Source organism: Pseudomonas sp. dw_612, assembly GCF_018449725.1.
Lineage (GTDB): Bacteria > Pseudomonadota > Gammaproteobacteria > Pseudomonadales > Pseudomonadaceae > Aquipseudomonas.
Genome location: NZ_JAAVVC010000006.1, coordinates 57,459 through 83,409, shown reverse-complemented (window position 1 = coordinate 83,409; position 25,951 = coordinate 57,459). Strand labels below are relative to the sequence as shown.

26 protein-coding genes and 2 pseudogenes are annotated in these 25,951 nt (G+C 57.2%); 17 read left to right on the top strand and 11 right to left on the bottom strand.

Translation table 11 applies throughout. From position 1 onward, the window contains the following. Positions 1 to 73 precede the first annotated feature (73 nt). Positions 74 to 679, bottom strand: coding sequence for a hypothetical protein (locus HB680_RS11765; protein WP_213939010.1), 606 nt, complete (start codon positions 677 to 679; stop codon positions 74 to 76). A 189-nt stretch (positions 680 to 868) separates the two neighbouring features. On the opposite strand from HB680_RS11765, the gene HB680_RS11760 reads away from it, so the two are divergent. Together HB680_RS11760 and HB680_RS11755 are read left to right on the top strand one after the other, a co-directional pair. Beyond that, positions 869 to 1,564, top strand: a complete 696-nt coding sequence (locus HB680_RS11760) for a heavy metal response regulator transcription factor (protein WP_213938735.1) — start codon at positions 869 to 871, stop codon at positions 1,562 to 1,564. Beyond that, positions 1,537 to 2,976: a heavy metal sensor histidine kinase gene (locus tag HB680_RS11755; RefSeq protein ID WP_213938733.1), complete on the top strand. Its 1,440-nt coding sequence runs from the start codon at positions 1,537 to 1,539 to the stop codon at positions 2,974 to 2,976. The genes HB680_RS11760 and HB680_RS11755 overlap by 28 nt, the downstream gene beginning before the upstream one ends. 23 nt (positions 2,977 to 2,999) lie before the next feature. Here the strand turns inward: HB680_RS11755 and HB680_RS11750 are convergent, their stop codons facing one another. The 4 genes from HB680_RS11750 to HB680_RS11735 form a co-directional block, all read right to left on the bottom strand. Continuing rightward, entirely contained in the window at positions 3,000 to 3,830 is an 831-nt protein-coding gene (locus tag HB680_RS11750) for an SDR family oxidoreductase (protein ID WP_256735516.1), read from the bottom strand. Then, positions 3,823 to 5,298, bottom strand: coding sequence for an MFS transporter (locus HB680_RS11745; protein ID WP_213938731.1), 1,476 nt, complete (start codon positions 5,296 to 5,298; stop codon positions 3,823 to 3,825). The genes HB680_RS11750 and HB680_RS11745 overlap by 8 nt, the downstream gene beginning before the upstream one ends. Before the next feature lie 153 nt (positions 5,299 to 5,451). Next, positions 5,452 to 5,928, bottom strand: a complete 477-nt coding sequence (locus tag HB680_RS11740) for a nuclear transport factor 2 family protein (RefSeq protein WP_213938729.1) — start codon at positions 5,926 to 5,928, stop codon at positions 5,452 to 5,454. Then, positions 5,925 to 6,791 (bottom strand): NAD(P)-dependent oxidoreductase, encoded by an 867-nt coding sequence (locus tag HB680_RS11735; protein WP_213938727.1) that lies wholly within the window; start codon positions 6,789 to 6,791, stop codon positions 5,925 to 5,927. The genes HB680_RS11740 and HB680_RS11735 overlap by 4 nt, the downstream gene beginning before the upstream one ends. Positions 6,792 to 6,897: 106 nt before the next feature. Here HB680_RS11735 and HB680_RS11730 point away from each other — a divergent pair, with 106 nt between their 5' ends. The 3 genes from HB680_RS11730 (at position 6,898) to HB680_RS11720 (ending at position 9,427) form a co-directional block, all read left to right on the top strand. Next, complete coding sequence (locus tag HB680_RS11730; protein ID WP_213938726.1) at positions 6,898 to 7,749, top strand: LysR family transcriptional regulator; 852 nt, start codon at positions 6,898 to 6,900, stop codon at positions 7,747 to 7,749. A 225-nt stretch (positions 7,750 to 7,974) separates the two neighbouring features. Further along, positions 7,975 to 8,409: a PaaI family thioesterase gene (locus tag HB680_RS11725; protein ID WP_213938724.1), complete on the top strand. Its 435-nt coding sequence runs from the start codon at positions 7,975 to 7,977 to the stop codon at positions 8,407 to 8,409. Between the two features lie 4 nt (positions 8,410 to 8,413). Continuing rightward, a complete protein-coding gene (locus HB680_RS11720; RefSeq protein WP_213938722.1) occupies positions 8,414 to 9,427 on the top strand; it encodes an alcohol dehydrogenase catalytic domain-containing protein in 1,014 nt (337 codons plus the stop codon). A 2-nt stretch (positions 9,428 to 9,429) separates the two neighbouring features. Here HB680_RS11720 and HB680_RS11715 read toward each other — a convergent pair whose 3' ends face one another. Further along, positions 9,430 to 9,897, bottom strand: a complete 468-nt coding sequence (locus tag HB680_RS11715; RefSeq protein WP_213938720.1) for a MarR family transcriptional regulator — start codon at positions 9,895 to 9,897, stop codon at positions 9,430 to 9,432. Between the two features lie 147 nt (positions 9,898 to 10,044). Here HB680_RS11715 and HB680_RS11710 point away from each other — a divergent pair, with 147 nt between their 5' ends. After that, positions 10,045 to 10,485, top strand: coding sequence for a helix-turn-helix domain-containing protein (locus HB680_RS11710; protein WP_256735515.1), 441 nt, complete (start codon positions 10,045 to 10,047; stop codon positions 10,483 to 10,485). Here HB680_RS11710 and HB680_RS11705 read toward each other — a convergent pair. Continuing rightward, entirely contained in the window at positions 10,475 to 11,059 is a 585-nt protein-coding gene (locus HB680_RS11705; protein ID WP_213938718.1) for a TetR/AcrR family transcriptional regulator, read from the bottom strand. The two genes, HB680_RS11710 and HB680_RS11705, sit on opposite strands and share 11 nt — an antisense overlap. 450 nt (positions 11,060 to 11,509) lie before the next feature. Between HB680_RS11705 and HB680_RS32740 the strand changes: the two genes are divergently transcribed. From HB680_RS32740 to HB680_RS11685, 5 genes and pseudogenes are all read left to right on the top strand, one after another. Then, on the top strand, positions 11,510 to 11,704 hold the full coding sequence (locus HB680_RS32740; RefSeq protein WP_256735514.1) for a phage virion morphogenesis protein: 195 nt from the start codon (positions 11,510 to 11,512) through the stop codon (positions 11,702 to 11,704). 7 nt (positions 11,705 to 11,711) lie between these two features. Further along, positions 11,712 to 11,951: pseudogene (locus HB680_RS32735) on the top strand (phage virion morphogenesis protein); the annotation flags it as partial. Positions 11,952 to 12,028: 77 nt separating this feature from the next. After that, a pseudogene (locus tag HB680_RS11695) lies at positions 12,029 to 12,385 on the top strand (DUF6572 domain-containing protein). 410 nt (positions 12,386 to 12,795) lie between these two features. Then, a complete protein-coding gene (locus HB680_RS11690; protein WP_213938717.1) occupies positions 12,796 to 13,164 on the top strand; it encodes a DUF6124 family protein in 369 nt (122 codons plus the stop codon). Positions 13,165 to 13,663: 499 nt separating this feature from the next. After that, positions 13,664 to 14,659: a hypothetical protein gene (locus HB680_RS11685; RefSeq protein WP_213938715.1), complete on the top strand. Its 996-nt coding sequence runs from the start codon at positions 13,664 to 13,666 to the stop codon at positions 14,657 to 14,659. A gap of 134 nt (positions 14,660 to 14,793) precedes the next feature. Here the strand turns inward: HB680_RS11685 and HB680_RS11680 are convergent, their stop codons facing one another. Then, positions 14,794 to 15,510 (bottom strand): toll/interleukin-1 receptor domain-containing protein, encoded by a 717-nt coding sequence (locus HB680_RS11680; RefSeq protein WP_213938713.1) that lies wholly within the window; start codon positions 15,508 to 15,510, stop codon positions 14,794 to 14,796. Positions 15,511 to 15,894: 384 nt separating this feature from the next. Beyond that, complete coding sequence (locus HB680_RS11675) at positions 15,895 to 17,619, bottom strand: hypothetical protein (protein WP_213938711.1); 1,725 nt, start codon at positions 17,617 to 17,619, stop codon at positions 15,895 to 15,897. A gap of 492 nt (positions 17,620 to 18,111) precedes the next feature. On the opposite strand from HB680_RS11675, the gene gmtY reads away from it, so the two are divergent. The 4 genes from gmtY to HB680_RS11655 all read left to right on the top strand — a co-directional run bounded on the left by gmtY (position 18,112) and on the right by HB680_RS11655 (position 23,659). Continuing rightward, a complete protein-coding gene (gene gmtY / locus HB680_RS11670; protein ID WP_213938709.1) occupies positions 18,112 to 19,512 on the top strand; it encodes a gamma-mobile-trio recombinase GmtY in 1,401 nt (466 codons plus the stop codon). A gap of 9 nt (positions 19,513 to 19,521) precedes the next feature. After that, positions 19,522 to 22,122: an integrase family protein gene (locus HB680_RS11665; protein ID WP_213938707.1), complete on the top strand. Its 2,601-nt coding sequence runs from the start codon at positions 19,522 to 19,524 to the stop codon at positions 22,120 to 22,122. A 15-nt stretch (positions 22,123 to 22,137) separates the two neighbouring features. Continuing rightward, complete coding sequence (gene gmtX / locus HB680_RS11660; protein ID WP_213938705.1) at positions 22,138 to 22,800, top strand: gamma-mobile-trio protein GmtX; 663 nt, start codon at positions 22,138 to 22,140, stop codon at positions 22,798 to 22,800. 145 nt (positions 22,801 to 22,945) lie between these two features. Next, positions 22,946 to 23,659: a hypothetical protein gene (locus tag HB680_RS11655; protein ID WP_213938704.1), complete on the top strand. Its 714-nt coding sequence runs from the start codon at positions 22,946 to 22,948 to the stop codon at positions 23,657 to 23,659. A gap of 172 nt (positions 23,660 to 23,831) precedes the next feature. Here HB680_RS11655 and HB680_RS11650 read toward each other — a convergent pair whose 3' ends face one another. Then, positions 23,832 to 24,023, bottom strand: coding sequence for a hypothetical protein (locus tag HB680_RS11650; RefSeq protein ID WP_213938702.1), 192 nt, complete (start codon positions 24,021 to 24,023; stop codon positions 23,832 to 23,834). A gap of 69 nt (positions 24,024 to 24,092) precedes the next feature. Continuing rightward, positions 24,093 to 24,278 (bottom strand): hypothetical protein, encoded by a 186-nt coding sequence (locus tag HB680_RS11645; protein WP_213938701.1) that lies wholly within the window; start codon positions 24,276 to 24,278, stop codon positions 24,093 to 24,095. 275 nt (positions 24,279 to 24,553) lie between these two features. Here HB680_RS11645 and HB680_RS33080 point away from each other — a divergent pair, with 275 nt between their 5' ends. Continuing rightward, the gene (locus HB680_RS33080) at positions 24,554 to 24,760 is read left to right on the top strand and encodes a hypothetical protein (RefSeq protein WP_346657374.1); all 207 of its coding nucleotides are present in this window, start codon (positions 24,554 to 24,556) and stop codon (positions 24,758 to 24,760) included. A gap of 116 nt (positions 24,761 to 24,876) precedes the next feature. Further along, complete coding sequence (locus tag HB680_RS11640; RefSeq protein ID WP_213938699.1) at positions 24,877 to 25,935, top strand: DMT family transporter; 1,059 nt, start codon at positions 24,877 to 24,879, stop codon at positions 25,933 to 25,935. The last annotated feature ends 16 nt before the right edge of the window (positions 25,936 to 25,951 follow it).

Below are 25,951 nucleotides of genomic sequence, written 5' to 3'. Positions count from 1 at the left end.
TTTTTCCCTGCCTTGGAAACCCTGCATCCGCAAGAGCGAGGCCGGGCGGCCCCGCTTCAACAGGTTCAGGTGATTACATCGGTGGCTGGAAGCCATCTTTGCCGACGGCAATACCGCGTGCGGTGGTGCCATCCTGAGCCGGGAACACGACAATTTTCGCGCCTTTGACCAACTCATCGGCTTTGCCCGGTTCTACGTAGGCGATAGGCACATTTTCCGGCACCACAAGCTGCTTCTCGCCACCCTTGTAATTGACGGTCAGCGTACGGCCATTGGCTTTGGACAGTTTGCCCACGGTGCCATTGGTCATGGTGCCGGTGCTGCCATCCGCATTCTGCCAACCGTAATGACCTTCGCCGCTGCCCTTGAGGCTGGACTCGAACACGGTAACTTCCAGCGCCTTGAGCGAACCGTCGGCCTGCGGGATGGCTGCCGAGCCGACGAAGCTGTCGGCCTTGATCGACTCGATGTCAGCCTTTGACACCCGTTTGATATCGGTCTTGTCAGTCAGACCGATGGTCTGCTGTGCACCAGCGCGGGTGGTGAACGTCAGCGTATTGTTGCTGACACCTTCAACGGTGCCACGCAGCGGTTTGATCACCGGCATATCGGCCGCAGTGGCCATGACAGCAGCACTGAGCATCAGCAAACCGAACGTGGTGGACAGAGCAGTCTTCAGCTTCATTGCGACAATTCCTCACTGGTTTATGTGCCGCCATCCTCGGCCCCTGACCGGGACTTCACCATGACCGGCAGATGACATTTTTGTCATTCGCCACGCCTCTCCCATGAATGACAGAAATGTAACCGACTCAACCTTCTCCGCTGGTTACACTGCAAGGCTGAAAGACCCGAGCGCCCCCTGACGATGCATATCCTGCTGATCGAAGACGACACCAAAACCGGCGAGTACCTGAAAAAGGGCCTTGGCGAATCCGGCTACAACGTCGACTGGACCCAGCACGGCGCCGATGGCCTGCACATGGCACTGCAAACGGCCTACGACCTGATCGTGCTGGATGTGATGCTGCCCGGCATTGACGGCTTTCAGATCATTGAGCTGTTACGTGCGAAACAGGACGTGCCCGTGCTGTTCCTCACCGCCCGTGATCAGTTGCACGACCGCATTCGCGGCCTGGAACTGGGCGCCGATGACTATCTGGTCAAGCCGTTTTCCTTCACCGAGTTGCTGTTGCGCATTCGCACCATCCTGCGGCGTGGCGTGGTCCGCGAAGCCGATCATTTTCACATCGCGGACCTGGAACTGGACCTGGTACGCCGCCGCGTCACGCGCCAGCAGCAAGTGATCGTGTTGACCAACAAGGAGTTCGCCCTGTTGCATCTGTTTCTGCGCCGTGAAGGTGATGTCCTGTCCCGAGCGCAGATTGCCTCGGAAGTCTGGGACATGAATTTCGACAGCGATACCAACGTCGTGGACGTGGCCGTCAAACGCCTGCGCAACAAGGTCGACCAGCCCTACCCGATCAAGCTGATCCATACCATCCGCGGTATCGGCTATGTATGCGAGGTGAGGCCATGCGGACCCGACGCCAACCATCCCTGACCCTGCGCTCGACCCTGGCGTTCTCGCTGGTGGCCATGCTCGCCGTGGCCGGGGCCGGGTTTTATTTGTACCAGTCGATGAAAGCCTCGGTACTGATCTACAGCGACCATGCGGTCATGGGGCGCCTGGATCACTTTCGCAAGCTGCTGCATTACGAGCTGGCCATCGAGAAGCTGCGCGACAGCCCGCAGATCTTCAAGAACATGCTCGACAGTGAAGACGACATCTTCATCATCGCCGAGCCCGGCCAGCAGCCGGTGATCCTGGTCAATCCGCTGAACGTCACGCTGCCTGAATTACCCGTGATCGGCCAAGAGGCGAAGCTGAGCGTCGACGACCTGCGCAGCGGCATGACCGATTCAGGCACGCCTTTACGCGCCGCAACCGTGCAAACCACATCGGGCGGGAGAGAAGTTCGCCTGACTGCCGCGCACATCATGGGCAAGGAAATGGCCATGCTCGCGGCGTTTCGCGAACGTATTTACCTGGCCGTGACGCTGGCCTTCCTGCTCACCGCGTTGCTCGGTTACGTGCTGCTGCGTCGAGGTCTGCGCCCGTTGCGCAAAATGGCCGCGCATGCGGCAAACATCACGCCTGAACGGCTCGACAGCCGGATGGACAGCGCCGACACGCCGGTTGAACTGCAACAACTGAGTGACGCCTACAACGCCATGCTCGATCGCCTCGCCAAGGGTTATCAGCGCCTGACGCAGTTTTCCGCCGACCTGGCTCACGAAATACGCACGCCCGTGGGTTCGTTGATGGGGCACTGCCAGGTCGCCCTGCGCCAGCCCCGCAGCGAGGACGATTATCAAGCGCTGATTGCCTCGAACCTTGAGGAATTGGAGCGTATTTCGCGGATCGTCGAAAGCATTCTGTTCCTCGCTCGCGCCGACGAAGCGCAATCGCTGGTCGAGCGCCAGCCACTGTCGCTGCACGATGAATCACAGCGCATCGCCGGCTATTTCGAAGGCCTGGCAGAAGAGCGGCAAATGACCCTGCAGACCACTGGCGATGGCATCGTGCACGCCGACCCTTTGCTGCTGCGCCGGGCGCTGAGCAATCTGGTCGCGAACGCGATTCGCTACGCCGCCGAAGGCAGCGAGATCCTGATGCGGGTCATTGCCGCCGACGGCGGATGGCGAATTGAAGTGGAGAACCAGGGCCCCGTGCTGAGCGACGAAACCCTGCGCAAGCTGTTCGACCGTTTCTACCGCGGCGATGCGTCCCGTCACCAAAGCTCCGACTCCTACGGCCTGGGCCTGGCCATCGTCGTGGCGATCATGCAATTGCATGGCGGTGATGTGAGTGTCGAGCAGCCCACGCCCGGGACGATCCGCTTTTCGCTGTTTTTCCCTGCGAATATCCCGGCTGGAGCTCCGCCCTCCTCTGCGGAACTGCCCAACCGGTAGCATTTTCCCAGCCTGGAATGCCCTTAGATTTGTGAGAGGCCACCGTCGACCATCAATTCCACGCCGTTGACGTAACTGGCGTCAGCGGAGGCCAGGAACAGTGCCGACGCCGCGATTTGTTCCGGTTGGGCCATGTAGCCCAGCGGCACGATTTGTCCGACGTGATCTTTGAGGGCTTCGATCTGGCTCTCGTCCATCTTCAGTCCGTTGTCCATCAACGGTGTCCGGGTAAAGCCAGGACTGAGCACGTTCGCGCGAATTTTTCGGCCTTTGAGCTCATTAGCCCAAGTCCGTGCAAATGAACGCACCGCAGCCTTTGAGGCATTGTAAAGACTCAGACCTTCCATCCCGTTGCTGGAACAAATGGAAGCGGTCAGAACGATTGCCGAGCCATCCTTCATCAATGGCAACAGCGTCTGAACCGTGAAAAATACGCCCTTAACGTTAATATCGAACATCGTGTAGTAAGCGGCTTCAGTGGTTTCGCCGACCGGGTTTTTTTCGCAGATACCGGCATTGGCAAACACCGCGTCGAGTTGACCGTCCCGTTCTTCGACCAAGGCCTTGAGCGCATCAAGATCGGCTTGTCGAGCGACATCAGACACCACCGCCACGGCATTCGCGCCCAGTTCCGTAACCGCAGCGTCCAGCGTTGCCGCCGAACGCCCGGTGATATAAACGCGTTTAGCGCCCTCGGCTAGCAGCGCTTTGGCAATCGCAAAGCCGATGCCAGTCGAGCCGCCCGTGACGACCGCTACTTGATTGATAAATTTGCCGGACATGTGTTGACTCCTGAGTAACGCATTGAGGGTGAGTTGAAAATCTGGCAACGACTCGGCGCTGGCATCAGTCAAGCTTTGGGCTGACCGAAATGCCGAAAGGAGCAGTCGCTTTGGGTAATCGAGGCATCGAGGCATACACAGACAGCAGCGCTGAAACGACCAGGCAAGCGGCGATGCCCAGCAGGGTGGCGATGAATCCGGTGGCCAGCGAGGAAGGGCTTTGCGCAGGCGCGGCCAGTGCGTAAAACACGCCACCGAGGACCGCCACCCCCAGTGCGGCGCTAATCTGCAGCGCCGAATTGACGACGCCGGAGATCATTCCCGATCCGCCAAGTGGCGCACGGTCTATGACAGTGCGAATCAGTGTGGGCAGCGCCCAACCCTGGCCAAAGCCGAGCAACCCCACCGCCAGAATCACAAACGCCAGGTCGGGGCTTTTGCCTGGCGGCGCGGTCGCAACTGCAATGCTCAGGATCAGACATCCGAGTACTTCGAGCATCATGCCCATGGCAGGTACAAAACGACCGAACCAGCGAATTGCAAAGGGTGTGGTCAAAGGACCAATCAGAAAGCCCACGCCAAAGGGCACGAACATCAGCCCTGAGACCAATGGGGTTGCGCCGAGCGCGTCTTGTAGATAAATCGAAAACGTTAAAAAAAATGCGGATATGACGTAGAAAAACAATACGCCCGCCAGCCCGGCGACCAGGCCGGGTGCTCGACTGAGCTGCGGGCTGACCAGTGGTGTGCCGCCTCGGCGCTCCAGCCTACGTTCGTAGCGCCAGAAACCGGCGGCGACGATGGGTGAGCTCAGCAGCATCAGGCAAAGCCACCAGGGCCAGCCGGCTTCTCTGCCCTCAACCAACGGCAGCACCAACAGCCCGACCGCCAGCGCACACAGCACCACGCCCATGCGATCCAACGGCGCCGGGGTTTTACTTCGGGAATCGGGAAGCAAAGGTACGCCGCCAATAAAAACAGCGACGACGATAGGCAAGTTAATCAAAAAAACCGCCCGCCATTGCAGGTCGAAAACGTTCGCCGAAATCAGCAACCCCCCAAGCGCCTGGGCGACAACCGCCGCGAAGCCAATCGTCGCGCCATATACCGCCAGCGCACGCGAACGTTCGTGTTCCGGAAATAACGTGTGGATGGATGCCAGCCCTTGCGGAGCCATGGCCGCAGCGCTCAATCCTTGCAGCACGCGTCCGAAGATCAATGTCGTTGGTGAGTTGGCCAGTCCACAAATCAGGGACGAAACGCCGAACCCGGCGATGCCTGCCAGGAACACGCGACGCCGGCCTAGCAGGTCACCCAGGCGACCTCCCGTGATCAGAAAAACGGCATAGCTAGCGGCATAACCCGAGATGACCCATTGGACTTGCGCTGGCGTAATAGCGAGGCCGCCGCGAATTGATGGCAATGCAACATTGACGATGAAAAAGTCCAGCGGCGGAAGAAACGCGCCGATCAGAAGAACAGCGAACGCAAACCATCGGCGCGAATCCGCTACGTTTGAAGAATCCGGTTGGGATGTCATTGGGCAACTCCAGAAAGACACGGCTGACGCACATTGTGAGCGCCAGCCAGCGGCTGCGGCACTGCCAGAGCTGCACGTTTCCCGTGCATATTTGTAAGGGGCTGGAGTGGCGAAAATAAATCGTTCAACCACCTCGCCTGCCCGCCTCAGAGGTTACGAGCCGACTTGAAAACGCTCGCTCCCCAAGATGGGAACCCACTCCTTGAGCGGCGTCAGGTAGTGCAGCTCGAAGCGCCGGGATACAAACTTCCACTGGCCGTCACGCCGTTCGAACCTGTCGTGATACAGGCCACTGACCTGCACCGGACCTTGCTCCACATCGTGAAACAGGCAATTGGCTGCAACCGTCCCATTAGCGCTGTCGCCCTCGATCTGGATCAGCGGGTTGGCCATCCAGTGATGCATATGCGGCATCTGTCGCCAGCTCTGTTCAGCCATTGACATGATGTCGTCCCGACTTCCCGCAGCGCCGAATCCGGGCAGATCCAGGGTCGAATCCACATGCCAGATCTGCTGCAAAAGATCGCGATTCATAACGTCGAACGCATTCGCATAAGCGGAAATGAGCGTTTCGATCGCCAGACGACTTTCAAGGTGTTCCAGTCGGGCGGCCAGTGCCTTGATATTCATGCCTGACGCCTTTTCAACTGAGTCCGGTTGCTGAACACAGACCAATCCTTGTTACCCAGTCCGTTCGCGACGGCCGCTTCCATTCTCGAACGCACCACTCCTGCGGCGGGCAGGTTGAGCCCCCTCCCCTCGGCGGCCTGCAACGCAAGGTTCACATCCTTCAAGCCAAGGGACAGCTTGAAACCTGGCTCGAAGTGGTCGTTGACCATGTTTTGCCCATAGCGCTGATAACTGGGGCAAGCAAACAGGGTCTGGGTGACGACTTCGATGAAGGCTGACGCGCCAAGGCCATAGTGCTCAGCGAGCGAGCTGGCTTCAGCCAAAGATTCGATGGCCTGGGCGATCATCATGTTGCCCGCGATTTTTGCGATGCAGGCCTGCACGGGCTGTTCGCCCAGCCGCCAGGTCTTTTTACCGAGCACATCAAACAGGGGCTGAACGCGATCAATGGCGGCCTCCGGTCCGGCCGTCAGGATGTTCAGTTCACCCTGGGCCGCGACGGCCGGTATGCCGAAAACCGGCGCGGCGATGAGCACCAGACCCGCCTCGTCATGTTCTTTCTGCAGTTGCTCCATCAACGCCGGCGACAGCGTCGACATGACGATATGGATGCAGCCGTCACAGGCTGTTTTCAACGCTGCGGACTCCAGCAGCACCTCGCGCACCGCCGTGTCATCGGCGAGCATGCTGATGACCACCGGCCGTTGAAATGCAGTCGCCGCAGACGCCAGCACATCGATTTCACTTAACCCGGCAAGCGCATCGGCACTGCGATTCCATGCACTCACCTGATGACCTGCCTCAACGAGCAACGCCATCATGGCTCGCCCCATGCTCCCGACACCTACAAATCCGATATTCATGTGAAGCCCCTCTTGCACGTGGATGGATCAAGTGTGCGGGGAGACGGGCTTGCAACGGGACTGCCATTACTGCATCTTCGCCGTTCATTTTCGTTAGAGGTGGACCATGGACTGGAACGACTTACGCGTCTTTCTGGCGATCGTCCGCACCGGCTCGCTGGGCGCCGCCGCGAAGCAACTGGGCGTTAGCCACCCCACCGTCGGGCGGCGGCTTCACGTGCTTGAACAGCACAGCGGACAGGTTCTTTTTCGCCGCACCGCGCAAGGTCTTGTGCTAACGGACAGCGGTGAACGAATTCTGGGCCTGGCCGAGGAAATGGAGCGCAGCGCTCTTTCCATTGAACGGCACCTGGCGGGCGACAGTGATCAGCCTGAGGGGCTGTTGCGGATCTCATCGGCGGACTGGTTTGCCTGCTATGTGCTGGCGCCCGTCTTCAGCGAAATGTCGCGACGCTACCCGTTGATTGTTCCAGAGGTCATCGCCGGACATCGCCTGTTCGATCTGGCGCGCCGCGATGCAGATATCGCCTTTCGCATCGTGCCGTTCACCGAACCGGACATCGTTCAACGTCGACTCACGACACTGCCCTACGGGCTCTACGCTGCGGCAGACGTGCCTTTCTCACCGTCCCGGGACGGAGAAGGTCTCGGGCTGATCCTCATGAACACCGCACAGGCGCACTACCCCGACGTGCTCTGGCTGAAAGAGATGTTTCCTCTCGCCAATACCGTGTTCACCAGCAGCAGCCGAACCGTGCAGGCGCAGATGTGCGGCCGAGGATTGGGCGTAGCGGTGTTGCCACGCGCACTTGGCGATCAATTGACCGCCCTGAGATTGGTAGACGTCGGCAGTGAACCACCCGGGCGCGATATCTGGATGGGGTATCACCACGACATGAGGCATATGGACAGGCTGCGCGCCCTTGCGGATCTCGCGGGTGAAATGGTCGGTACGTAGCACCTCGCTTCGCGAAATTTGAGCGAGCGCAATGCCCGCTCAATCCTCACATCAACCATGTTGACTTAAGCTATTCACAGCGTATAGCTTGTCCCGTGTTGTGCGCTGTTCCACCGCGTACAGCGACCACAGAAATTCCTCGCTCCTGACAAGTATTCCAACAATAACTGGCGCAAAGGTGGCAACGGACCCGACGCACGGGGGGCCGGCCACACAGGAAATTACATGACCGAACACGAAATATCTGGGTTGCAAGCGCTGCGTGCGCTGATTCGCGGGGAGATTCCCGCCTCTTCCATCGCTCAGACGATGGGCCTGACCGCCGTCATGGTAAGCCCCGGAAGAATTACGCTGGAGGCTCGGCCTGACGATCGTCATCTGAACCCGGCAGGCAGCGTACACGGCGGTTTCGCCGCCACGTGCCTCGATGGCGCGGCGGCGTTGGCGTTGTTCTCGACACTGGAAACGTCCACGCCCCATTCAACGATCGACCTCAACGTCAAGTACGTGCGGCCGCTGCGCGCCGGCCAGATCTACCGTGTCGAAGGATGGGTCGTGGAGCGTACCCGCAGCCTGGCGATTTGCGATGCGCACGTGGTCGATGAGGCGGGCAAGCTGTTCGCCAAAGCCACCACCACGTTTGCAGTGTCCGGGGGCTGACCCAATGAAAGTATTGAATGTCCAAAGTGCGGGCCGATTGGCCTGGATCGAGGCTCCGTCACCGAAGCTTTCCAGTGCCCACAGCGCGCTGGTCCGCCCCATAGCTTCCGCTTCCTGTGACCTGGACCGGCGATTGATAGCCGGTACTACGCCTTTCAAACCGCCCTTTGCGCTAGGCCACGAGTGTGTCGCAGAAGTATTGAAAGTAGGCGACGCGGTGCTGACCGTGCGTCGCGGCGACCTCGTTTCCGTGCCGTGGAAGATCGCGTGTGGCACTTGCCCTCAGTGCCTCGCCGGGCGTGCCACCGCATGCACGACAGTGCCGCGCCACGCGGCCTACGGTGTCCCGGCAGGTGGCCATTGGGGCGGGCTGTTTTCGGAAGTGGTCGACGTGCCATTTGCCGACGCGATGCTGGTCCCTTTGCCCACGGGGCTCAACCCGCTGGCGGTGGCAAGCGCCAGTGACAACCTCACCGATGCCTGGGTCGCCACCAGCCGCCCAATCAGCACCCGTGAAAACGCCCGCGTTCTGGTCGTGGGTGGCACCGAAAGCCTCGGCGTGCTCGCGGTCCAGATGGCCGTCGCCGCAGGCGCTGGCAGCGTCGACTATCTGGACGACAATGAATATCGTCGGGGTCTCGCTTTGCGTAGCGGTGCCAACGTCGAACTGCCCACGATTCTTGATGAGCGTTACGACGTTGTCGTATCCGCCACCCGCGATCATGAGTCACTGCACCGTGGGCTGCTGGCACTGGCGCCGGGCGGACACTGCTCGTGCATCGGCATCATCTTCGATGACCCGAAGATTCCCCTTTTCGGCATGTACCTGCGCGACGTCACGCTTTCGGTGGGCCTTTGCAATGTACGCCCACACATTCCCAAGGTATTCGACCTCGTCAGCAGCGGGGCCTGCGACCCTCTAATGGTGAGCCCTACCGTGGTCTCGCCCGATGAGGCAACCGAAGCGCTGCTTGACCCACTCGCCAAGTGCATCATGGTGCGAGCGCGCATCACCTGATTTCAGTTCAGATTGTCGGCCAGTGACGCCATCACGGTCGTCCAGGCCTCTCGCCCTTCAGCCCCTACATTGTGAAAGGCTTGATCCAGGGTCTGGCGCTCCAGTTCAGTGGCGGTCTGTTCGACCGTCCTGCCCGCTTCCGTGAGCGCCAGCAGCTTGAAACGATGGCGCTCCGGGGCGCGGCTGAAACACACCAGATCCTGATCGATCAAGTGCTTGAGCGGTCGATGTAACGCTTGCTTGCTGATGCCTAATGTCATCGCCAGATCACCAACATTTATCTCGTCGGCCCGGGCGATGATGTAGAGAACACGGTGATGCATGCGGGACAGGTCGCGCGTCGCCAGAAACTGATCGGCCTTGACGGTCAGCCCGCGAAACCCGAAATGCAGCAACTCGAGCGCATGATCGAGTGGATGCAGCGACTTCATGCTGACCGATGCTGTGTTTATCTTTTTTTCAATGACCATGTGCACGGGTTCCCTGAGCTCCGGCGCAGCCTAAACCGTAGGGGATACTCAGGGCAACCGCGAAGCCGGTCCGATGTCAGGAACGATGCATCACGAATTCAGATCACCGGAGAAAGCCCCCCATCAATACGTAAATTGACGCCGGTGATGTACCCGGCAACCGGGCTTGCCAGAAACGAAATAGAGATGATGGATGAGACCAGTACGCACTTTTATGTGCCTATCAGTCAGCAACAACGTGAGATTTGCCTTGGACCTGAGGGTTCGGCCTGGCACGTGGCCCGGATGATCAGAATGATCCAGAGTCGATGGAAGCTACCGATTCTGTTCAGGCTCTACGCCGATCCGTCGATCCGCACGCTGCAATTGAAGCGCGATCTGCCTGGCGTCTCCCAGAAGATGCTGACGGCGCATCTGCGCGAACTGGCCAGGGATGGCTTGATCGAACGCGTCGACTTCGGCGAAAAGCCTCTGCGTGTCGAGTATCAAATGTCGGACATGGGGCGCCAGCTGCTTCCAGTTCTGATTGCGGCGCGCCGATTTTCGACAGGCCATCCACCCGAGGCTGACGATTCATCTATGGCTTGATCAGGAACCTGTCGATGAGCGGGAGAGTAATCACGCCAAACATCTCGGGATCGCCGTATGCGCGAGCCGAGAGCATCGCGCCGTGAACGGTTGCCATAAACGCTTCTGCCTCGGAGCGTGCATCGCGGGGCAGCATGAAATCGCCTTGCGCGGACCCTCGCTCAAGGACGGAAGTGAGCCAGCCGGAAAGCGCGAGAAAGTGGGTTCGCACCTCGACCACCACGTCTTGCGGTAATACCGGAATCTGAGTCGCCAGCAGTGCGCAGACGCAGTAGCCTTTTGTTGCATCACCTATGCAGGATTGCCAATACCCCATATAGGCGCGCAGTTGGTCTTCGGGGGCTGGACAGTGGCGTTCTATTTCGCCCAGTCCCGCTTCTGCTTCCTCTCGATAGCGCATAACAAGCGTGCGTACAAGATCCACCTTGGTAGGGAAGTGGTGGTGAATACTGGCTTTGCGAATACCCACAAACTCGGCTATATCCGCATAGCTGAAGCCGTTGTACCCGCCGGCGATAATGAGCGTGCGGGCACAGTTGAGAATTTCGTAAAAGGTGCTTGAGTAGGTGGTCATCGCCGGACCCTACCTTCTGGTAGGCCGCGAGTCAATGGCACAGCCAGTGACGTCTATGCTCCCAAGTGAATACCACCCGACACTAACAACCCGCTACAGCATGGTAAGTGCCTAACTGAAGCGCCTTGATTTTCTCTTTTGCGGAGTAACTTCCTACGGCCGAATAAGCAGGCGACTCTATTCCCCATACCGCCGCGGCGGATGCCAGTTGCTTCATCAAGTGACGATCCAATGCCTCGCAATCTACCAGCTCGCGTCGCTCCGCAAGCCGCCCTCTGTAGGAGCTGGCGAAGCCTGCGATCTTTTGATCCTGGCGCCCCCAATCCCACCAAAACCCCAAAACCAAACACACCCCTGTGGCGAGGGAGCTTGCTCCCGCTGGGCTGTAAAGCAGCCCCAAACCAACCCCCAAATCCCCCAGACACACCCCCCCCCAAAACCAAGGCCCCCATGCTCACCATCGAACTCAACTCCCAGCACCTACAACAAACCCTGCACCAAATCGAACAAACCACCGGCAACCTAAACCCCCTCATGCAATCCATCGCCACCGAACTCGCCACCCAAACCGAGGAAAACTTCGAACACGAAGGCCGCCCCCAATGGCCCGAACGTCTCCGCCGTCACTACAGAGAACCGCGCTAAACACGGCAACTGGCCCGGCCAAATTCTGCAGGTCAGCGCCGCCGGCCTATCGGCCTCCATCACTACCCACGCGACCGACAGATCGGCCATCGTTGGCAGTAACAAACCGTATGCGGCGATGATGCAACTTGGTGGGGAACAGGCGGATTTTCCGCACCGTGGGGTGACATACCTGAGTGGCCATATCTGCCGATGGATACCGAAGGCAACCTGCAACCAGAAGCCGGCCAGGCCATCCTTGAGCTAGCAACTGAATCGGCACCACCATTCCACCAACCAGAGTCGACATTCTTCGACCTGACCCAACGCTCTGAGGGAGCAGACATGTCCATCGTAGAAACAAAAGTCGTCGATATTATTGCAGTACCCGAGTGGGAGCCCGACAACGTCGTGCTGGTCATCACCGACCACCTTGAATGGGGCGACAAGGCCCAAGAGGGCGAGCACCTGCTGTTGCTTCAAGAGAAAATCAACACCTACATAGCCTTCATTGAGAGTGGTGAATTGCTGGAAAGCTACCCACCGGCTAAAGGCAAAAACCCTAAGATCCGTATCAATGGACTGTACTAGCTACCCGAACAAGGCGAGTTCTTTATTGATCGTGTGACCGAAGTACTGAAGGGCGTGGGCATCGAGCTTGAGTTCGTGCTTAAGGATGACGAAGCCATACGCAACATGTGAACGAAGTCGCGACAACGACACTGGGCTGCATGTCGGCCGGCTTCTGCCGTGGTTAAACAGGTTTTTGCGCGAGCGTTTAAAGACACTCGGTGTTACGTCATAAGAGGCTACAACGCCTTGCGTCGTTGCCTACGCGTACGCCAGAATTCGCTGGCTTGTGCGCTTGAACCTCGGCCTCTATCGTTTACCTGCCACTGCTCATCAGTGGTCGGGTTTAGTAGCCCGGTTTCCTAGCAGGTGCACTTGCATCTATCAGTAAGGTATTCACATGCCTGCACTTGATGGTGGCTGTGCGCAGGGCGCCCTCGGGCGCGCCGGATTGCTAGGTCCCCGGTCTACTAACCTGCGAACAGCCGCCACCCTTCTGTTTAGTAGCTAAAGAGTTGCGGCCTCATTTGAGGACCTAATTCATGTTCAAAGTAACGCCGAATCCCCCGCACACCGGCCCAGTACCCTACGACGCCTCTCTCGATCTTGCCCCCAAGAAAATGAAAGAAGCGGCAGACCGCGCGCTCAACTTCTACCTCAACCCCGGGGCACAGAAAGAGCCGATACCGTCCCGCAACCCCAGCAGCACCTTCCTCATCAATCCAGCGGTGAATGACGAAACGTTGCTGGTCCAGGCCTACGATTCGTTGTCATCGGCCAGCGTCATGGCCAGCGACTTCGCCGAGCTGATGGAAGGCCCGCAGCGCAAGAGGATGCTGCTGTTGCAGCAGCTGATCACGATGGGCGAGATGGCGGTCAACCGAGTACTGGATAACCACAAGCCTGGGTAGCAGCCAGGCGCAGCAGTGAGGGGCTGGCTCCCTCACTGCACCTATTGCTGATGGAACACGCTGTGGCGAGGGGGTTTGCCCCCGTTCGGTAGCAAAGCAGCCTTAAACCATTCAACTCAGTGCATCTGAAACTTCGCCTTGCTTACGCAACATATGACCGAAGTCGCGGCGAACACCTAGACCGCCCACGGTCCCAGGTGTTTCACGCCTTTGGCAATCAACAAAGAACGCAATCTCTGAAGCGATCCATAGCCTTCTAGACTCGTCCTGGCTCCGCTTGCCGGGGTAACTAACATCCGCGATAAACCCCTTTATAAAGCCGCTCAACCGAACTAAAACGTGTAGTCAGTCCGAGGTTGGTGGATCTAAACGACATGCCCCTCATCAAGGTCAGTCGAGTACAGCCGACACAAAGGGATCGAAGAACGCTTCCTTTGCAGGAAGTGATCAAAACCATGGCTTGGCAAACAAGCGTCTGGCCTACAAGGAGCGTTACTCAATGCTAGATCTTATTTACATCATCGAAGACCCGTTCGCATCAAGCCCAACCCAAAGCGGTGACGCAGACTACACGCCAAACTTCACATTCCCAGGTCAAGACACAACACTCCTCACCGCGAAACCAGCCTTGTCAGGTGCAGTGGCTGCAGGGGCTGCGGCTGCGGCTATGTCGTCATTCCTCATTCCTATCCTACCTATTTCTGTCATAGCGGCTGCTGTCGCCGGCGTGGGCGCTGGCGCATCTCTAATCGGAAAAGGCCGTAGCGCAACATCCGAAGAGCCCAGCCAAGCCGTACAAGAAGAAGCGCGCTTGCTCGCTGCCTATGTACAACATCACTCATTGTCGCGCAGCCAAGCTAATGCCGAAGGCTATTGTTTCCAGCCGGGCCATCCTGTCGTTGGTAAGGCTTACCGGAAACACCCACTGACCGACGATTCGAATCCGGTTAAGGGGAATCTCTACATCCCAAGCGATAGCTACGACGCCATCCTTCTGGAAGAACGCGAGTCGGAATTGATCAAGCTATTAGTTGATCTCGGGGCCACCAAAATCAGCATCACGAAAAAAGCTTCCGATAAAACCCGCAGCACCGTCACTGCGGAGGCATCGGTCCAAGTCGGCCCTATGGGTGGTGGTGACGTCAGCTACACGGGTAAAACCGAACGCAACAACGACATACTGGATACCCGTGAATTTTCATTAACCGGCAGACCTTGGAAAGCAGATAGCACAGTCAAACGTGAAAACTTCTTTTGGCTCTCCTTCGAACCCTCCTGGAAAGCCGTAGTATTTGCCCGCGAAGTCGGCGGTTGCCTGTCAGCCTCTTTGGAAATTAAAGAAAACACCTCATTTTCCACGGACAAAAACCTGGAACTTTCGGTCAAGGCGAAACTAGTAGAGGTTGGCGCACAGGCAGGAATTTCGAGTCTTGGGGCAGAGGAAAAAACATACTTCGTCAGGGCGGAATTCGCGCCGGTACAACACAGCGCTTGACCAAAGGCCAAGCGGCTCAGTGTCGCTAGGCAGTAATTAAAAGGAATGGCCTCGATAGAAGCCACTCCTTTATTTTGCTAGAAAACTATAAACGCGGACGATTGTTCGCCGCCGTATTCACTCCCTAAACCCGATTAAAAGCCCCGCCGCAAACACCATCCCAAACTGCGCTCACCATCCCCACCAAAGCGCACCCCCATGAACCCACTCCACATCTTCAAACCCGGCACCCACACCGCATCCTGCGGCACCACTTTCAACTTCACCGAAGCCGACCTAACCGCCGCACCTTCAATGCCGGCGATAACCTTGAGCAATACGTCCCGACGACTGATGCCGGAGCGTTCACGCATATCGATCGCAAGAGGTTCCTCACGCTGACTCACTTCAAGCTCGTTGTCTTCACCTAACGGATGACGCAACGCCGGACAAAAGTACTCGTCACTCGGCGACGCATGGTTCGTGCGCTTTGGGGCGCTATCGACCATGACCGTAATGATCTTCTCGCCTCGTCGCGTGCGCTTGAAATGCAGAACCTCTTCATTCACCCAGTTGGACGTAGCCGATGTGGGTGAGCAAAGCACGATCAAGGCATCGGAATTGTCCAGTGCTTGCTTGAGCGCCTGCCGAAGACTGGGCGAACTTGACAACTCTCCGTGGTCAATAAAGACAGGAAAAAGACGACGCAAATCCCCCCGTTGCTTGCGCACCAGCGCCCGTATGTCTGATGGCAGCTTCCATGTCTCAAGGGCGTTGTGTAGCCATTTTGCGACCTCGCCATCGTCGTGAGAGTAGCTGATAAATGCCCGGTACTTTCGAACAAGAGTGCAGGTGCTTCGTACGTCTTCCATGGCCTACTCAGATAGATAAAACGTGCAGCCAGAGCACCGCACTGAAGTCACAGGATGTCCTCCTTGAATGGGGAGCGCGAAATACTAATTCATGAGTCGGGCAAATCGTTATCAAATTTCTGAGCGCGCCTCGGCTTTTTTCGAGACATGTGAAAAGCCCAGCGCGACGTTATTGCCCCCAACTGGGAATACATAGTTAGGGTATTTCTGGTTGTGGGTACATCAATACCCCTATCTGAGGGGTATTTTTTTGACCAGAAAATAAGAAAGCTATACCTTAAATTAGCATCAGATGTAGTTGAGACATATATCTATGTAGACCGAATTTGCTTCATACAACGCTCTGCTGGTGCTCGCGCAATTAAGCTATCCATTAGCAGGCACTCATAGACCGATGCACTCCAGCGTGGGGACTTTGCCAGACGCCGTTTTGGGATACGCGATCTGCAGCCACTGGATCGGCTCATCAGCCTCAAAGGTCTGTGAAAACTCTCGCAATTTAGGATCGTGCGCGAAGTCCTCTGCCGTCCTGAGTATCTGGGATCGAGCCTCTTCCGCCTGCCCTGCCCGACGGTAACGCTCCGCCAAAGCAAGTCCCATGCAAGCTTCCACCTGGGACGGGGCTTTGATGCCAGTTGGCTTGAAGCGTTGTGCATAGTAACGTTCAAGCTGTTGGCGGTGCTCCGAAGGCAACCATTCCGTATCGTTGCCTATCACGGCATGTGTAATCAGTGATTCGAGACTCGGTTTGTTTATGAGCTCAATGTCCTGCTCGGAAAAGGTAGGTGAGCCTTGGCCTTGTCCTAGATAGTGCTGGTTGATGAAGTAGAACCCCAGTAGGGCAAGCTGAGAGGCTGAATTAAACTGCGGCCTCATCTTGAGTCCACTCTCAATTATCGCGTCGAACGGGTGAAGTTTTCGGTTGGGAAACTCCGACAGACAACTGTCGATGAGCTCGACCAACCCCCTGAAATAGGCACGGCAACTTTGATTATTCAGTCCCTCAGCGTTGTAGATCCAAGCTGAGGGATCCTGCCGTAGCCGCAGCAGATGGGGGTTGTCCCACTCGTAATCATAGGGCTCGTGATCGACCTTTTCTGCCTTGCTGACGAATTCCATGATTACGGCGCGTACCAAGCGAAAAAGCCCCTGAAAGGAGAACATGATTTTTTCATGATCTTCATAGGTTTCCCCAAGGCTGGCCAAATGAAGAAACTCTTTCGTCAGCGGTTCTAGGGTATGAACGTAGCTGGATCGGATCCCGTAGAGGTTCCGCACGGCCGCCTCCATATCTCGGCGACCGATCGGGCGTTTTTCCCGGTCGGCGAGTTCGGAAAAATAGCCAGCAGGCAGGTATTCGAGGACGAATTGAACGAATCGCTGCCCCAAGCGCGGGTGTTCAGATGCAACAACAGCCTCCCGAACAGCTTGTGCATGGTCCGATGAAACGCCGGTTAGGGCTGCATCGATCGCCTCGCGGTTTTTATTCGGTACGTCTTCCCAGACTGTTTTGTAGCCATCGAACTTCTGCGCCAGTGATTCGACGCTCATGACCAGAAGCGTGTAGGCGAGATTCAGGTCATCGCTCATTCTGTGCACCGCAGCCACGTATGTCCTGATGGCCTGAATGACTGCGAGATACGTTGAGCGGCGAAGCCCCATCAGTTGCTCGGCGAAATGCTCGAAAGCCTTGAGGTCATCCAGCGTGGTATTGACGGTAGCATCATAGAAGTGAGCTAACCGCTCACTCGGGTGTCGATCACCGGGCCTGGGTCTTTGGTGCAACAGACGTTCGGCGACACGAACATCCGGCGTGCAAATCGCACGCAGTCCGAAGGATGCCACGTCAGCAAAGTCGTGAATGTAAGCGCCCACTGTCCGAGAGATCAAGACCCCAGCAGCTGGCTGTGCAGCTTCCATCTGCTCAACCAACTCATAAGACAGAGCGTTGGGGTTGCTGGCCGAATCAAAGTTCTGGAGAGTTCCGATTAAGGTCTTGAAGGGCTCCCAAGTACAAAGGCTCAGATTGGTGTAGATCACGCCGCGTAGTGTGCGGATACGTGGATCATTACGGTTGGTAAACAGCTTTCCTGTCGCCGCTTGCAGCATTGGCTATTCCTTGGCTCGAAGGTTGTCATTTTACTGCTTGATATTGCACCGTTCGAAGGTGGCAGCGCGGGCAACGCTGTGCTGCTCCATCGTGGGATTTTTCCTTGTTTAAGGTGATGTATACATGATGGGACCGGTATCGAGTAGGCGGCAGCGACTAATTTAGGCAGGAGGGCTTTGACGTTTCATTTTTGCTTTGCCTGCATCTGTCTTCTATAACTCAAAGACGCTTGGGTGTCGCAATTACATCGATGGAGCAATGCTATGCCTATCGGCTACTACTTGGCCTGCCTCGAAACCCACCGCTATGTTTGGATCGGCAAGCTTGGCGACACAACATCCGCAGCCGGCGTCGACGCAGACCTCGTGTCTAGCTTCTGCTTGGTGCATCGCGGCAGGTCGCTAATCGTAGTCAGCGAGTCGCACCAAGTCGTCGGAGAAGGCCACGAATGGGCGCTTTGACGTGCGTAATACACAGATAGAGCAGGCCTCATGTTTGTGACAGTAAAGGCGCGCGTCTATACAGATGCCACAGGTGTCTACACGGAGCTTCCCGCGCTATTGACGCCCGCTGGTGTGTTGGAGTCGTTGCTCGACTACTGCCTTTACCGCAGTCACGACCGAAGTCTGATGTGGATGAGGAAAGTGACACGCTCAGTACGAATGTTCCTCGAATACCTACAAACCAATCCCGCAGAGCGCGACAGCTATCGACTTTTTCAAAACTTCGCTCAACGTCTCTACACGGGGACGTTCGACCTAGAAACAGGCATCGACCCGAGCAGACTATGCTGGGCCCCACGATCGCCGCAGGATGCCTCGCACATCATCACCAATCTGACCGACTTCTTCGATTGGCTCAGCGAGATGCGCCCCGAGGTGGGAAAGGTGAATCCGCGCTATTCGGGTGGGGCATTCGATCGACAAACTGACGACGCTGCTTACCAGTTCCTACGCAGCAAGGCCTTTCTCGGACACTCTTGGGCGACGAACGCATCCCCCGCCAAGACCGGGCACCGTGTGCGAGGTCGACGCCTCCCAAAGATCGAAAAAGGCGAACCGCCGGCCTTCCCAGAAGAGCGCTTTGAAGAACTACTGTTCAAGGGATTCTGCGCAGTCGGGCGCCCTGATTATCGCGGCATGCTCATCACGCTGCTGCTGCACGGCGCAGGCTTCCGCGAATCAGAGCCTTTCCATCTCTACATCTCCGACGTATTTCCGGATCCAGCGACCGCCAGTCAAGCTAAGGTTCTCATTCATCACCCAAGCTACGGTGCCGCACCCGTTGATTGGCGCGACGATCTGGGGCGACCACGTAAAGGCAACCGAGCGGAATATCTTGCCCACCAGTTCGGACTAGTACCTCGTACAGACCTGATGGACCGTCGCCATGCCGGCTGGAAGGGGGGCACCCATGATGCGGCCTATTACAAGCTGGCGTTCTGGTTCTTGCCAGAGTACGGCGAGTGGTTCCTGCACCTGTGGCACCGTTACTTGGAGCAGGTGGCGCGTATGGAGCGCGATCATCCCTTTGCCTTCATCAACCTGAATCGCGCCCCTCTTGGCGCGATGTACACACTGACGCAGTACAACAAGGCCCATGCAGCCGCTTGCGAGCGAATCGGGCTGATGGTGAGCAAAACACTGGGCACGACCCCGCACGGTCACCGCCATGCCTATGGCCGCCGCTTACTCAACGCCGGCATCGACAAGCCGCTTATCCGCCGCTTCATGCACCACGCTTCCCTGGAGAGCCAAGAAGTCTATACGCAGGCCAATAGCCGAGAGGCCATGGCAGAACTTAGAGCTGCTGCCCAGCGGCTGCGGGAAAGATATCCCAGCGTACTCGCCGCATCCGACCAGTTGCTGTACGGCCTCGAACTCAATGAATGAGAAACCTTTATGGCTGAGAAGAAAACAAAGCCAGCGCCCAAGAACCTCTCCTTTCCGCCCGACAAGGCGAAAGGAGTAAAGCGTGAGACAGACACGACCCTAGGTTGGGTCGCACGCGAATACCCGCAACTCGCCGCTTGGCGTACCTTGGCAGTGGAATGGTTGAAGGGCGAAACACATGGCGTATCTGACCGGCTTTACGCGTTAGTAGCTTTCTTCGAGCGATACCTTATCCAGCAAGGCCTTCCGCTCGACCCGGCGGAGCTTTTAACGCGCAACACTGTATTACCTGACTTCTATCGGACGGGTTGTCCTGATTCGGCATATGGCATCAAGTGCAATAACCGTATCCACTCTTTCCTGAACTTCGTACTGTTGCGAGAGTTCAGTGAATTTGCGGATGGCGGGCAGCCAGTGGTCTCGCCAGCCTTTCGCAACCCTGTGGCCCGGATGTCAAACAGTGGCCTCCCCCGTCGCGAAGAGAGCGTGCATTCGCCACTGCCCTACGGCTACATTGACGAACTGCGGCAAATGCTGGCAGCGGGGCCGCATTTCCGCGATTGGCAGTGGGCACAGAGTGCGTTGAGAGGAGGAGTCGACCAGGTCGCCTCCTTAGGACCTGACTGGTTCGAGGTGAACGACGAACAGATTGACCGCAACGACCCAGACTGCGTATGGCGCGAGCGGAAGATGGTGAATCCTCACTATCGAGGTGGGGCGGTGTTGGAAATGTGGAGTCCGGTTCGTTGGGTTGCTCTGCTCGTAAAGCTCATCATACCGCTGCGCACGATTCAGGTTCGTATGCTCGACTCAGGCGAGGCTGACACCTGGCGTTACGAGGGCGGTGATTGGACATTGAACCCGAGCAGGCTCGCGCAAGGCAGCGAGCGTCACACGCTTCGACAGGGAGTCTTCCGCCGCAATACCTCACCCGCAGACGGCGACGCCGCTTCGACCATGCTCTACATCAACACCAACAAAACCGCGGATATCGCCAAGTCGGGGCCTGAAAAAGGTTACGTCCTGCCCTGGCTCTTCGGTGGGCCAGTGTATCAGGACGTCATCTACTGCCTGGAGAAGCTGCGCAATTGGCAGGAGAAATACAACCCCATTTCGCGTCGCACGCGATGGTCGGAGCTGGATGGTCGTCACATCGACGCGAAGAGTGACGTGCAACTTGCGAGTTTTCCGGACGCTTGCTTCCTGTTCCGAATGCCGGAAGCAGTTGAGGGTGATCGTCATCTCCCCCTTACGGAGAAAACAATGACCACGGCTTGGTTTCGCTTGCTTGCGGCCCTGGAACTGCGACTCGCTGACCGGGGAGAAACCCATAGCAACGGCGCACCGATTCGTTTCCTTCCACTGTCGGAGGGACAGAGATACCGCGTGACTACCCTTTTTCCCTTGCATAGCTTGCGCGTCTCCCTCATCACTGCCTTGGCGCTCGAAGGCCAAGTACCGTTCCCTGTTCTGCAAAAACTCGTCGGCCACAGCCGCCTGCTGATGACGCTTTATTACACCAAGCCCGGTGCAACGCACATTCGCGATGTACTCCTAGGGGCGGCGGAGCGGCTGGAAGTAAACAAGGTGTCCAGTATCCAGAACTTCCTGCTCGACACCGAGCATGAGGAATTGTTGCAAAGGGCCATCTGCAACAGCCCGGCTAGCCTTGCCGCAGCTATCCCTCTGCATCCAGCTGCACGGAACCCAACGGGCTGGATGCCCATGCACCACGGCATGTGTCTGGTTGGCGGCAACACTAGTGATGTTGAGGGCAACAACGCAGTGGGGGGGTGTTACAACGGCGGTCCGATAATCGTTAAGGGTTCTTCGTCAAATCAGAGAAACGGTCCCGTGCCTGGTGGCAATCGCAATTGCGTGCGCTGTCGCTGGTTCGTCACGGAGCCGCACTACCTTCCGGCTCTGGTCGCCCACTTCAACAATCTCGCCTATTACTTCGACGAAGCGCGCAATGATTGCCTTCTACGCGAAAAAGATTTGCAGGATATGAAGAAGCAGAGGGTGGATGCGGAGGAGACTGGTCAGCCATTCACCCGGCTAGACTCTTACCGGCAAGTCGAGCGAATCTGGGAGGCCTCAATGAAACGCTTCAGCGACCTGGCTGAAGACTTGGTGGCCTGCTGGCGACTCATCGAACGTTGCAAAACAGCACTTAATGCCTCGCATGGTGATGGCAAGCAGCTAATTGCTACAGGCACGATGAGCGACGTGCAAATTGTCTTCGAGGAAACGGAGTCGGAGTTGCTCCAATTGGTCGGTGTTTGTGAAAACGTCGAGATCTATCCTGACTTGCAGCCAGGCAAGGCGGTATTTCGCCGCAGCCAGTTGCTCGATGCCGTGCTGTATGGTGACGACCGACCACCTGTGTTTATGCTGATGACAGAGCAGGAACAATTGTTCGCAGGCAACATTTTCATGAGACGCCTTGCCCAGCAAATGAACCCAGACAATCCTGCACTCGGCCGACGGGAGGTGATTCAACTTATAGATGCGGGAGAACGCCTGAGTCAGTATTTCGGTAAGGATCTATCTTCATGGTTGCCTCAGAACGAAAACGTGCACACGCCTCCCATTGGTCCGCACACATAATCGAGGGGGTGGAGTATGAACGGTCTGACAGACATTCATCCTGATGCGATGTTGGAAGCTTTGCTGGCCAAGGGGGGGCGTTCGAATCGCCGGGAAAACCTGGCAAAAATGCATGAGTTGTGCCGCAAACAGCATGAGGCTGGTTCACGCGACTTCTCCCTGCCGGCCATTGGTCGCTTGGCTGAAGCAGCAGGCATTATGAAAGGGCGTGCGCTCTACAACGCCCCGTCTGCCGACTATCGCGCGCTCATCGAATCCTGGGCCGTCTACGTCGGGCCTGCGGCTCCCAAAACTACAAAGACTTTGGCAAGCCACGAGTATCTGCTACGCATTGAGGATCCGGCCATTCGCTCCATCATGCAGACTATTATCACCGAGCGTGACAAGCTCAAGGCACAACTCAACATCCTGAAGGCCAATACACAGGTGACCGTAGACCGGCGTCCACTTGGCTCAACAATCGCGTCTGTGCCTGGAGCGCAACCGATTGCTGTCCTTGCTCTGTCCGCACAGCTGACTCAGTCTGAACGTGAAGCCTTACAGAAGGCGGTATCGCGGAACTATCTCGAAGAGCGGGGAATGTGCGAAGGAAGCCATGGTGAAATCGTCAACGAGCGTGGCCGAACGATATTTGAGGTGGGCTTTGCGCGTGCAATCCGCAAGGTATTGGGCGACTGACCGAATGCGCAGGTATACGTTGAACTCTGTAGTGGCTGCAACTCTGAAGATGGCCAGGTCGGCGCTTACATCATTGGGCCGTTGAAAAGACGGAATACCTATCGTTCAGTTACGTTCTAAAACGCTCAATTGCAGGGAGTATCTGATGGACGTCGCTTGGTTTCTGAAACAGCGCGTTAACTTCATTCGGCACTTGTATCGCGATGCCACTGCGCCCTTTGTCGAGCGTATACGTTTAATCGAAGCGGGTGAACCTCCATTTGAGCCGCCATATAGCGAGGACGGAGAGCCACCGTACGAGATCGAATGGAACGAGGCATCTGATGCCGTTCAAGTGCTCGGCCATTCCTGCGTATCGATGCTGGCCGGCGCACTTCACGTCTACCTCGAAACTTGGGAGCAGCAGGTCGGGATAGAAATCGAACCGGAGAAACGGAAGCCGTTGTTCCGCAACAAGGGGTGGTTGCACGGTTACAGGACTGTGTTTTCGAACTCCATCGGTGTGCAATTCGACGACAGCGGTGCGAATCTTGGCATGCTTGAGCAGCTCGTGTTGGCCAGGAATCGGGCGCAGCACCCAGGAAGTCTGACACGTGTCACTCCAACGCATGCGGCGAAGGATCTGAAGAAGCATCCAAGCCCATTCTTCCTTGCTGACCATGAACGTGACTTACTTGCTCACGTAGAGGCCAGCGGTTTGGATATGGATTCGATGTGGATGATCGAACCCACGCTGCACGTCGATTCGGACAAGCTCAATACAGTCCTCACTGAGGTCGAGCGCTTCGCTACGTGGTTCGATCAAGCGTGCTTCGATTGGATTTACGGTTCTGGGCAGGTTGTTGACGTCAACGATTAAGGGTAAATGCAACTGGAAAAGCGCCGTCGGCGCTTGGAATTTACGATGCCTTGCGATGTATTTATACATAACAAGGTATTGATCCTAAAAATCCTGCATTTACTGGCTCTTATGAGTACTCGTTCACGAACTATGTATCTTTAGGGAATAAGTCCATCGCGCTGGGCTCTGATTACTTTCTGTGTTCCATCATCTTGTCAGCGAGCTTTTTGGCCCGTTCAACGAGCAGGTTTTGCCTGTCGTCATGAGTGGTCTCGCCCACGATCGGTGCCGTCAAATTGCTTTCCGCAATCAGCGCAGCGCAGAAGTATCGATCCCACACTCTTTGTTCCGATGCTTGCTTGTTCACTTGGTCGGCGTCCATGTGCGGCTCCTCTTGATGAAGTGCATGGCCATTTTACGCGCGAATCGCAAACCGCCCGCGTTGCGGTTGCTAGCCAGGGATATTGAGGAAGGCGTTCCAGCGTTCATAGGCATCGTGTTGTCTTTTCGAAGCCGCATCCCATTCCGGCCCCGAAACGCATTTTGAGGTCACCAATGTCATCATTCCCATCGTCGCGGCGTCCAGCTCTATCAAAAGCTCATGGGATTTCATTCTGAAGTCATCGAACGAAGTCATTAACTTGCCTCAGTGCGGAGTTCACCGCCATTGAGGAACAGTTGCCCCTCGAACGGTAGAGTCCCGCCCGTCCCTATAATTCAAAGCAGTCTGACGGTCGGTGCGTTGCAAAAGCGTCGGCAGGACACCATTCGTCGCCTGCGAAAAGTTGGCGAGCCGCGCACGAGCGTGTCTGGCGTGGGGATTGCAAAGGCCGGTCGTAGCAGCCCCAGAACGACATAATTCTGACGCGGCGGCACTCAAACCAGTTTGGTCAGTCACCCCGGAGATGTAACGTGTCAACTCTCAATGAAATCGCAGCGAACCACGCGAGAATGGCTATGGCAAAGGCAGAGGAGTCGACCGGACTGAGTGAGCGACATCTCCAGATAGTGGGCAGTTTCGAAGTCCCTTGCGTTGAAGCACAACAACACATTCCTCTGCATCTGATCGCCGGAATGCAGGAAAACCACCTCGCACAGGCTGGCAGCAACGTCCTCTGAGTGCGCGTGGTGTCTATCGATTGGCTCGGGCCGGCGTGCGGCAACGCCTGGCCTTGTGCCCGCAATTCCACACCACAGCCTTGCCATAGTTTTCGACGATAACAAGGCACCCTTTTATGAAGCTCCCCTTCAAAGGGCATTGCCAGCCTTGGGGGTTATTCAGCGCACTCCTTGCTCCTACCATGGCTCATTCCCCGACAAACAATCCTGTTTTCAAGGGTGTGAAGGAGCGACGAAAAACAATGCCAAGCCTAACTGCACGTGCGTCGGCCTTACCGTCACTGCGCCGTAACACTCACTATGGCATTGCATTTGGATCGATAGCGGCGATTATCTGGGGGGCGTTTCTCGCGGTTTCCCGTCACGGAATCGGTGCCGGATTGCAGGCCAGTGATCTGGCTTTTATTCGCTATGCCGTCGCCGGCGCCATTTTGCTGCCATGGGTGCTGACGAACTCACCTCGGACGTTGGCCGGAATCGGCTGGCGACGGGGTATTGTGTTGTCGCTGCTGGCCGGGCCGCTTTTTGTGCTGATCGGCGCCAGCGGTTATCTATACGCCCCGCTCGCCCATGGCGCGGTCATTCAGCTCGGTGTTCTCACGCTGATGAGTGTCTGTCTGGCCGCCTTACTGCTGCGCGAGCCGCTGAAGGCGTCACGTATTCTCGGGCTCGGCGTCATCATCGCCGGGCTGGTGACGATTGCCGGCCCCGGTCTCCTCGAAGGCCAGTCCCTGGCCTGGAAAGGCGATCTGCTGTTTGCCATGGCGGGATCAATGTTCGCCGTTTTCACCCTCCTGGTGCGTCGCTGGAAACTGAATGCCTTCGCCACCACCGCCGTGGTGTCGGTCCTCAGCGGTGCGATCTACTCCCCGCTTTACCTGGCATTGGCAGGCACTCAACGCTTGTCGGTAACGCCGATCGCCATGCTGATCGAGCAAGGCGTTGTTCAAGGCCTGCTATCGGGCATTGTCGCGCTCTTCACGTTCGCCCGGGCTGTGCAGTATCTCGGTGCTGGCCGAGCCGCGCTCTTTCCCGCGCTCGCGCCCGCCATCGCGATTTTGCTCGGTGTGCCATTGGTGGGCGAGCTGCCCACGATCGCCCAGTGGTGCGGCCTGGCCATTTGTACCCTCGGATTGCTGATCGCCTTGCGCAGCGGCGCCGCCCAGGCCCGCTGAACCACCCGCTTCCAAC

What these genes read in the sequence shown, in the direction of transcription:
- HB680_RS11760 (WP_213938735.1), top strand. Translation starts at nt 869, where the DNA reads ATGCATATCCTGCTGATCGAAGACGACACCAAAACCGGCGAGTACCTG.
- HB680_RS11755 (WP_213938733.1), top strand. Translation starts at nt 1,537, where the DNA reads ATGCGGACCCGACGCCAACCATCCCTGACCCTGCGCTCGACCCTGGCG.
- HB680_RS11745 (WP_213938731.1), bottom strand. Translation starts at nt 5,298, where the DNA reads ATGACATCCCAACCGGATTCTTCAAACGTAGCGGATTCGCGCCGATGG.
- HB680_RS11740 (WP_213938729.1), bottom strand. Translation starts at nt 5,928, where the DNA reads ATGAATATCAAGGCACTGGCCGCCCGACTGGAACACCTTGAAAGTCGT.
- HB680_RS11735 (WP_213938727.1), bottom strand. Translation starts at nt 6,791, where the DNA reads ATGAATATCGGATTTGTAGGTGTCGGGAGCATGGGGCGAGCCATGATG.
- HB680_RS11730 (WP_213938726.1), top strand. Translation starts at nt 6,898, where the DNA reads ATGGACTGGAACGACTTACGCGTCTTTCTGGCGATCGTCCGCACCGGC.
- HB680_RS11725 (WP_213938724.1), top strand. Translation starts at nt 7,975, where the DNA reads ATGACCGAACACGAAATATCTGGGTTGCAAGCGCTGCGTGCGCTGATT.
- HB680_RS11720 (WP_213938722.1), top strand. Translation starts at nt 8,414, where the DNA reads ATGAAAGTATTGAATGTCCAAAGTGCGGGCCGATTGGCCTGGATCGAG.
- HB680_RS11715 (WP_213938720.1), bottom strand. Translation starts at nt 9,897, where the DNA reads ATGGTCATTGAAAAAAAGATAAACACAGCATCGGTCAGCATGAAGTCG.
- HB680_RS11710 (WP_256735515.1), top strand. Translation starts at nt 10,045, where the DNA reads ATGTACCCGGCAACCGGGCTTGCCAGAAACGAAATAGAGATGATGGAT.
- HB680_RS11705 (WP_213938718.1), bottom strand. Translation starts at nt 11,059, where the DNA reads ATGACCACCTACTCAAGCACCTTTTACGAAATTCTCAACTGTGCCCGC.
- HB680_RS32740 (WP_256735514.1), top strand. Translation starts at nt 11,510, where the DNA reads ATGCTCACCATCGAACTCAACTCCCAGCACCTACAACAAACCCTGCAC.
- HB680_RS11690 (WP_213938717.1), top strand. Translation starts at nt 12,796, where the DNA reads ATGTTCAAAGTAACGCCGAATCCCCCGCACACCGGCCCAGTACCCTAC.
- HB680_RS11685 (WP_213938715.1), top strand. Translation starts at nt 13,664, where the DNA reads ATGCTAGATCTTATTTACATCATCGAAGACCCGTTCGCATCAAGCCCA.
- HB680_RS11680 (WP_213938713.1), bottom strand. Translation starts at nt 15,510, where the DNA reads ATGGAAGACGTACGAAGCACCTGCACTCTTGTTCGAAAGTACCGGGCA.
- HB680_RS11675 (WP_213938711.1), bottom strand. Translation starts at nt 17,619, where the DNA reads ATGCTGCAAGCGGCGACAGGAAAGCTGTTTACCAACCGTAATGATCCA.
- gmtY (WP_213938709.1), top strand. Translation starts at nt 18,112, where the DNA reads ATGTTTGTGACAGTAAAGGCGCGCGTCTATACAGATGCCACAGGTGTC.
- HB680_RS11665 (WP_213938707.1), top strand. Translation starts at nt 19,522, where the DNA reads ATGGCTGAGAAGAAAACAAAGCCAGCGCCCAAGAACCTCTCCTTTCCG.
- gmtX (WP_213938705.1), top strand. Translation starts at nt 22,138, where the DNA reads ATGAACGGTCTGACAGACATTCATCCTGATGCGATGTTGGAAGCTTTG.
- HB680_RS11655 (WP_213938704.1), top strand. Translation starts at nt 22,946, where the DNA reads ATGGACGTCGCTTGGTTTCTGAAACAGCGCGTTAACTTCATTCGGCAC.
- HB680_RS11650 (WP_213938702.1), bottom strand. Translation starts at nt 24,023, where the DNA reads ATGGACGCCGACCAAGTGAACAAGCAAGCATCGGAACAAAGAGTGTGG.
- HB680_RS11645 (WP_213938701.1), bottom strand. Translation starts at nt 24,278, where the DNA reads ATGACTTCGTTCGATGACTTCAGAATGAAATCCCATGAGCTTTTGATA.
- HB680_RS11640 (WP_213938699.1), top strand. Translation starts at nt 24,877, where the DNA reads ATGAAGCTCCCCTTCAAAGGGCATTGCCAGCCTTGGGGGTTATTCAGC.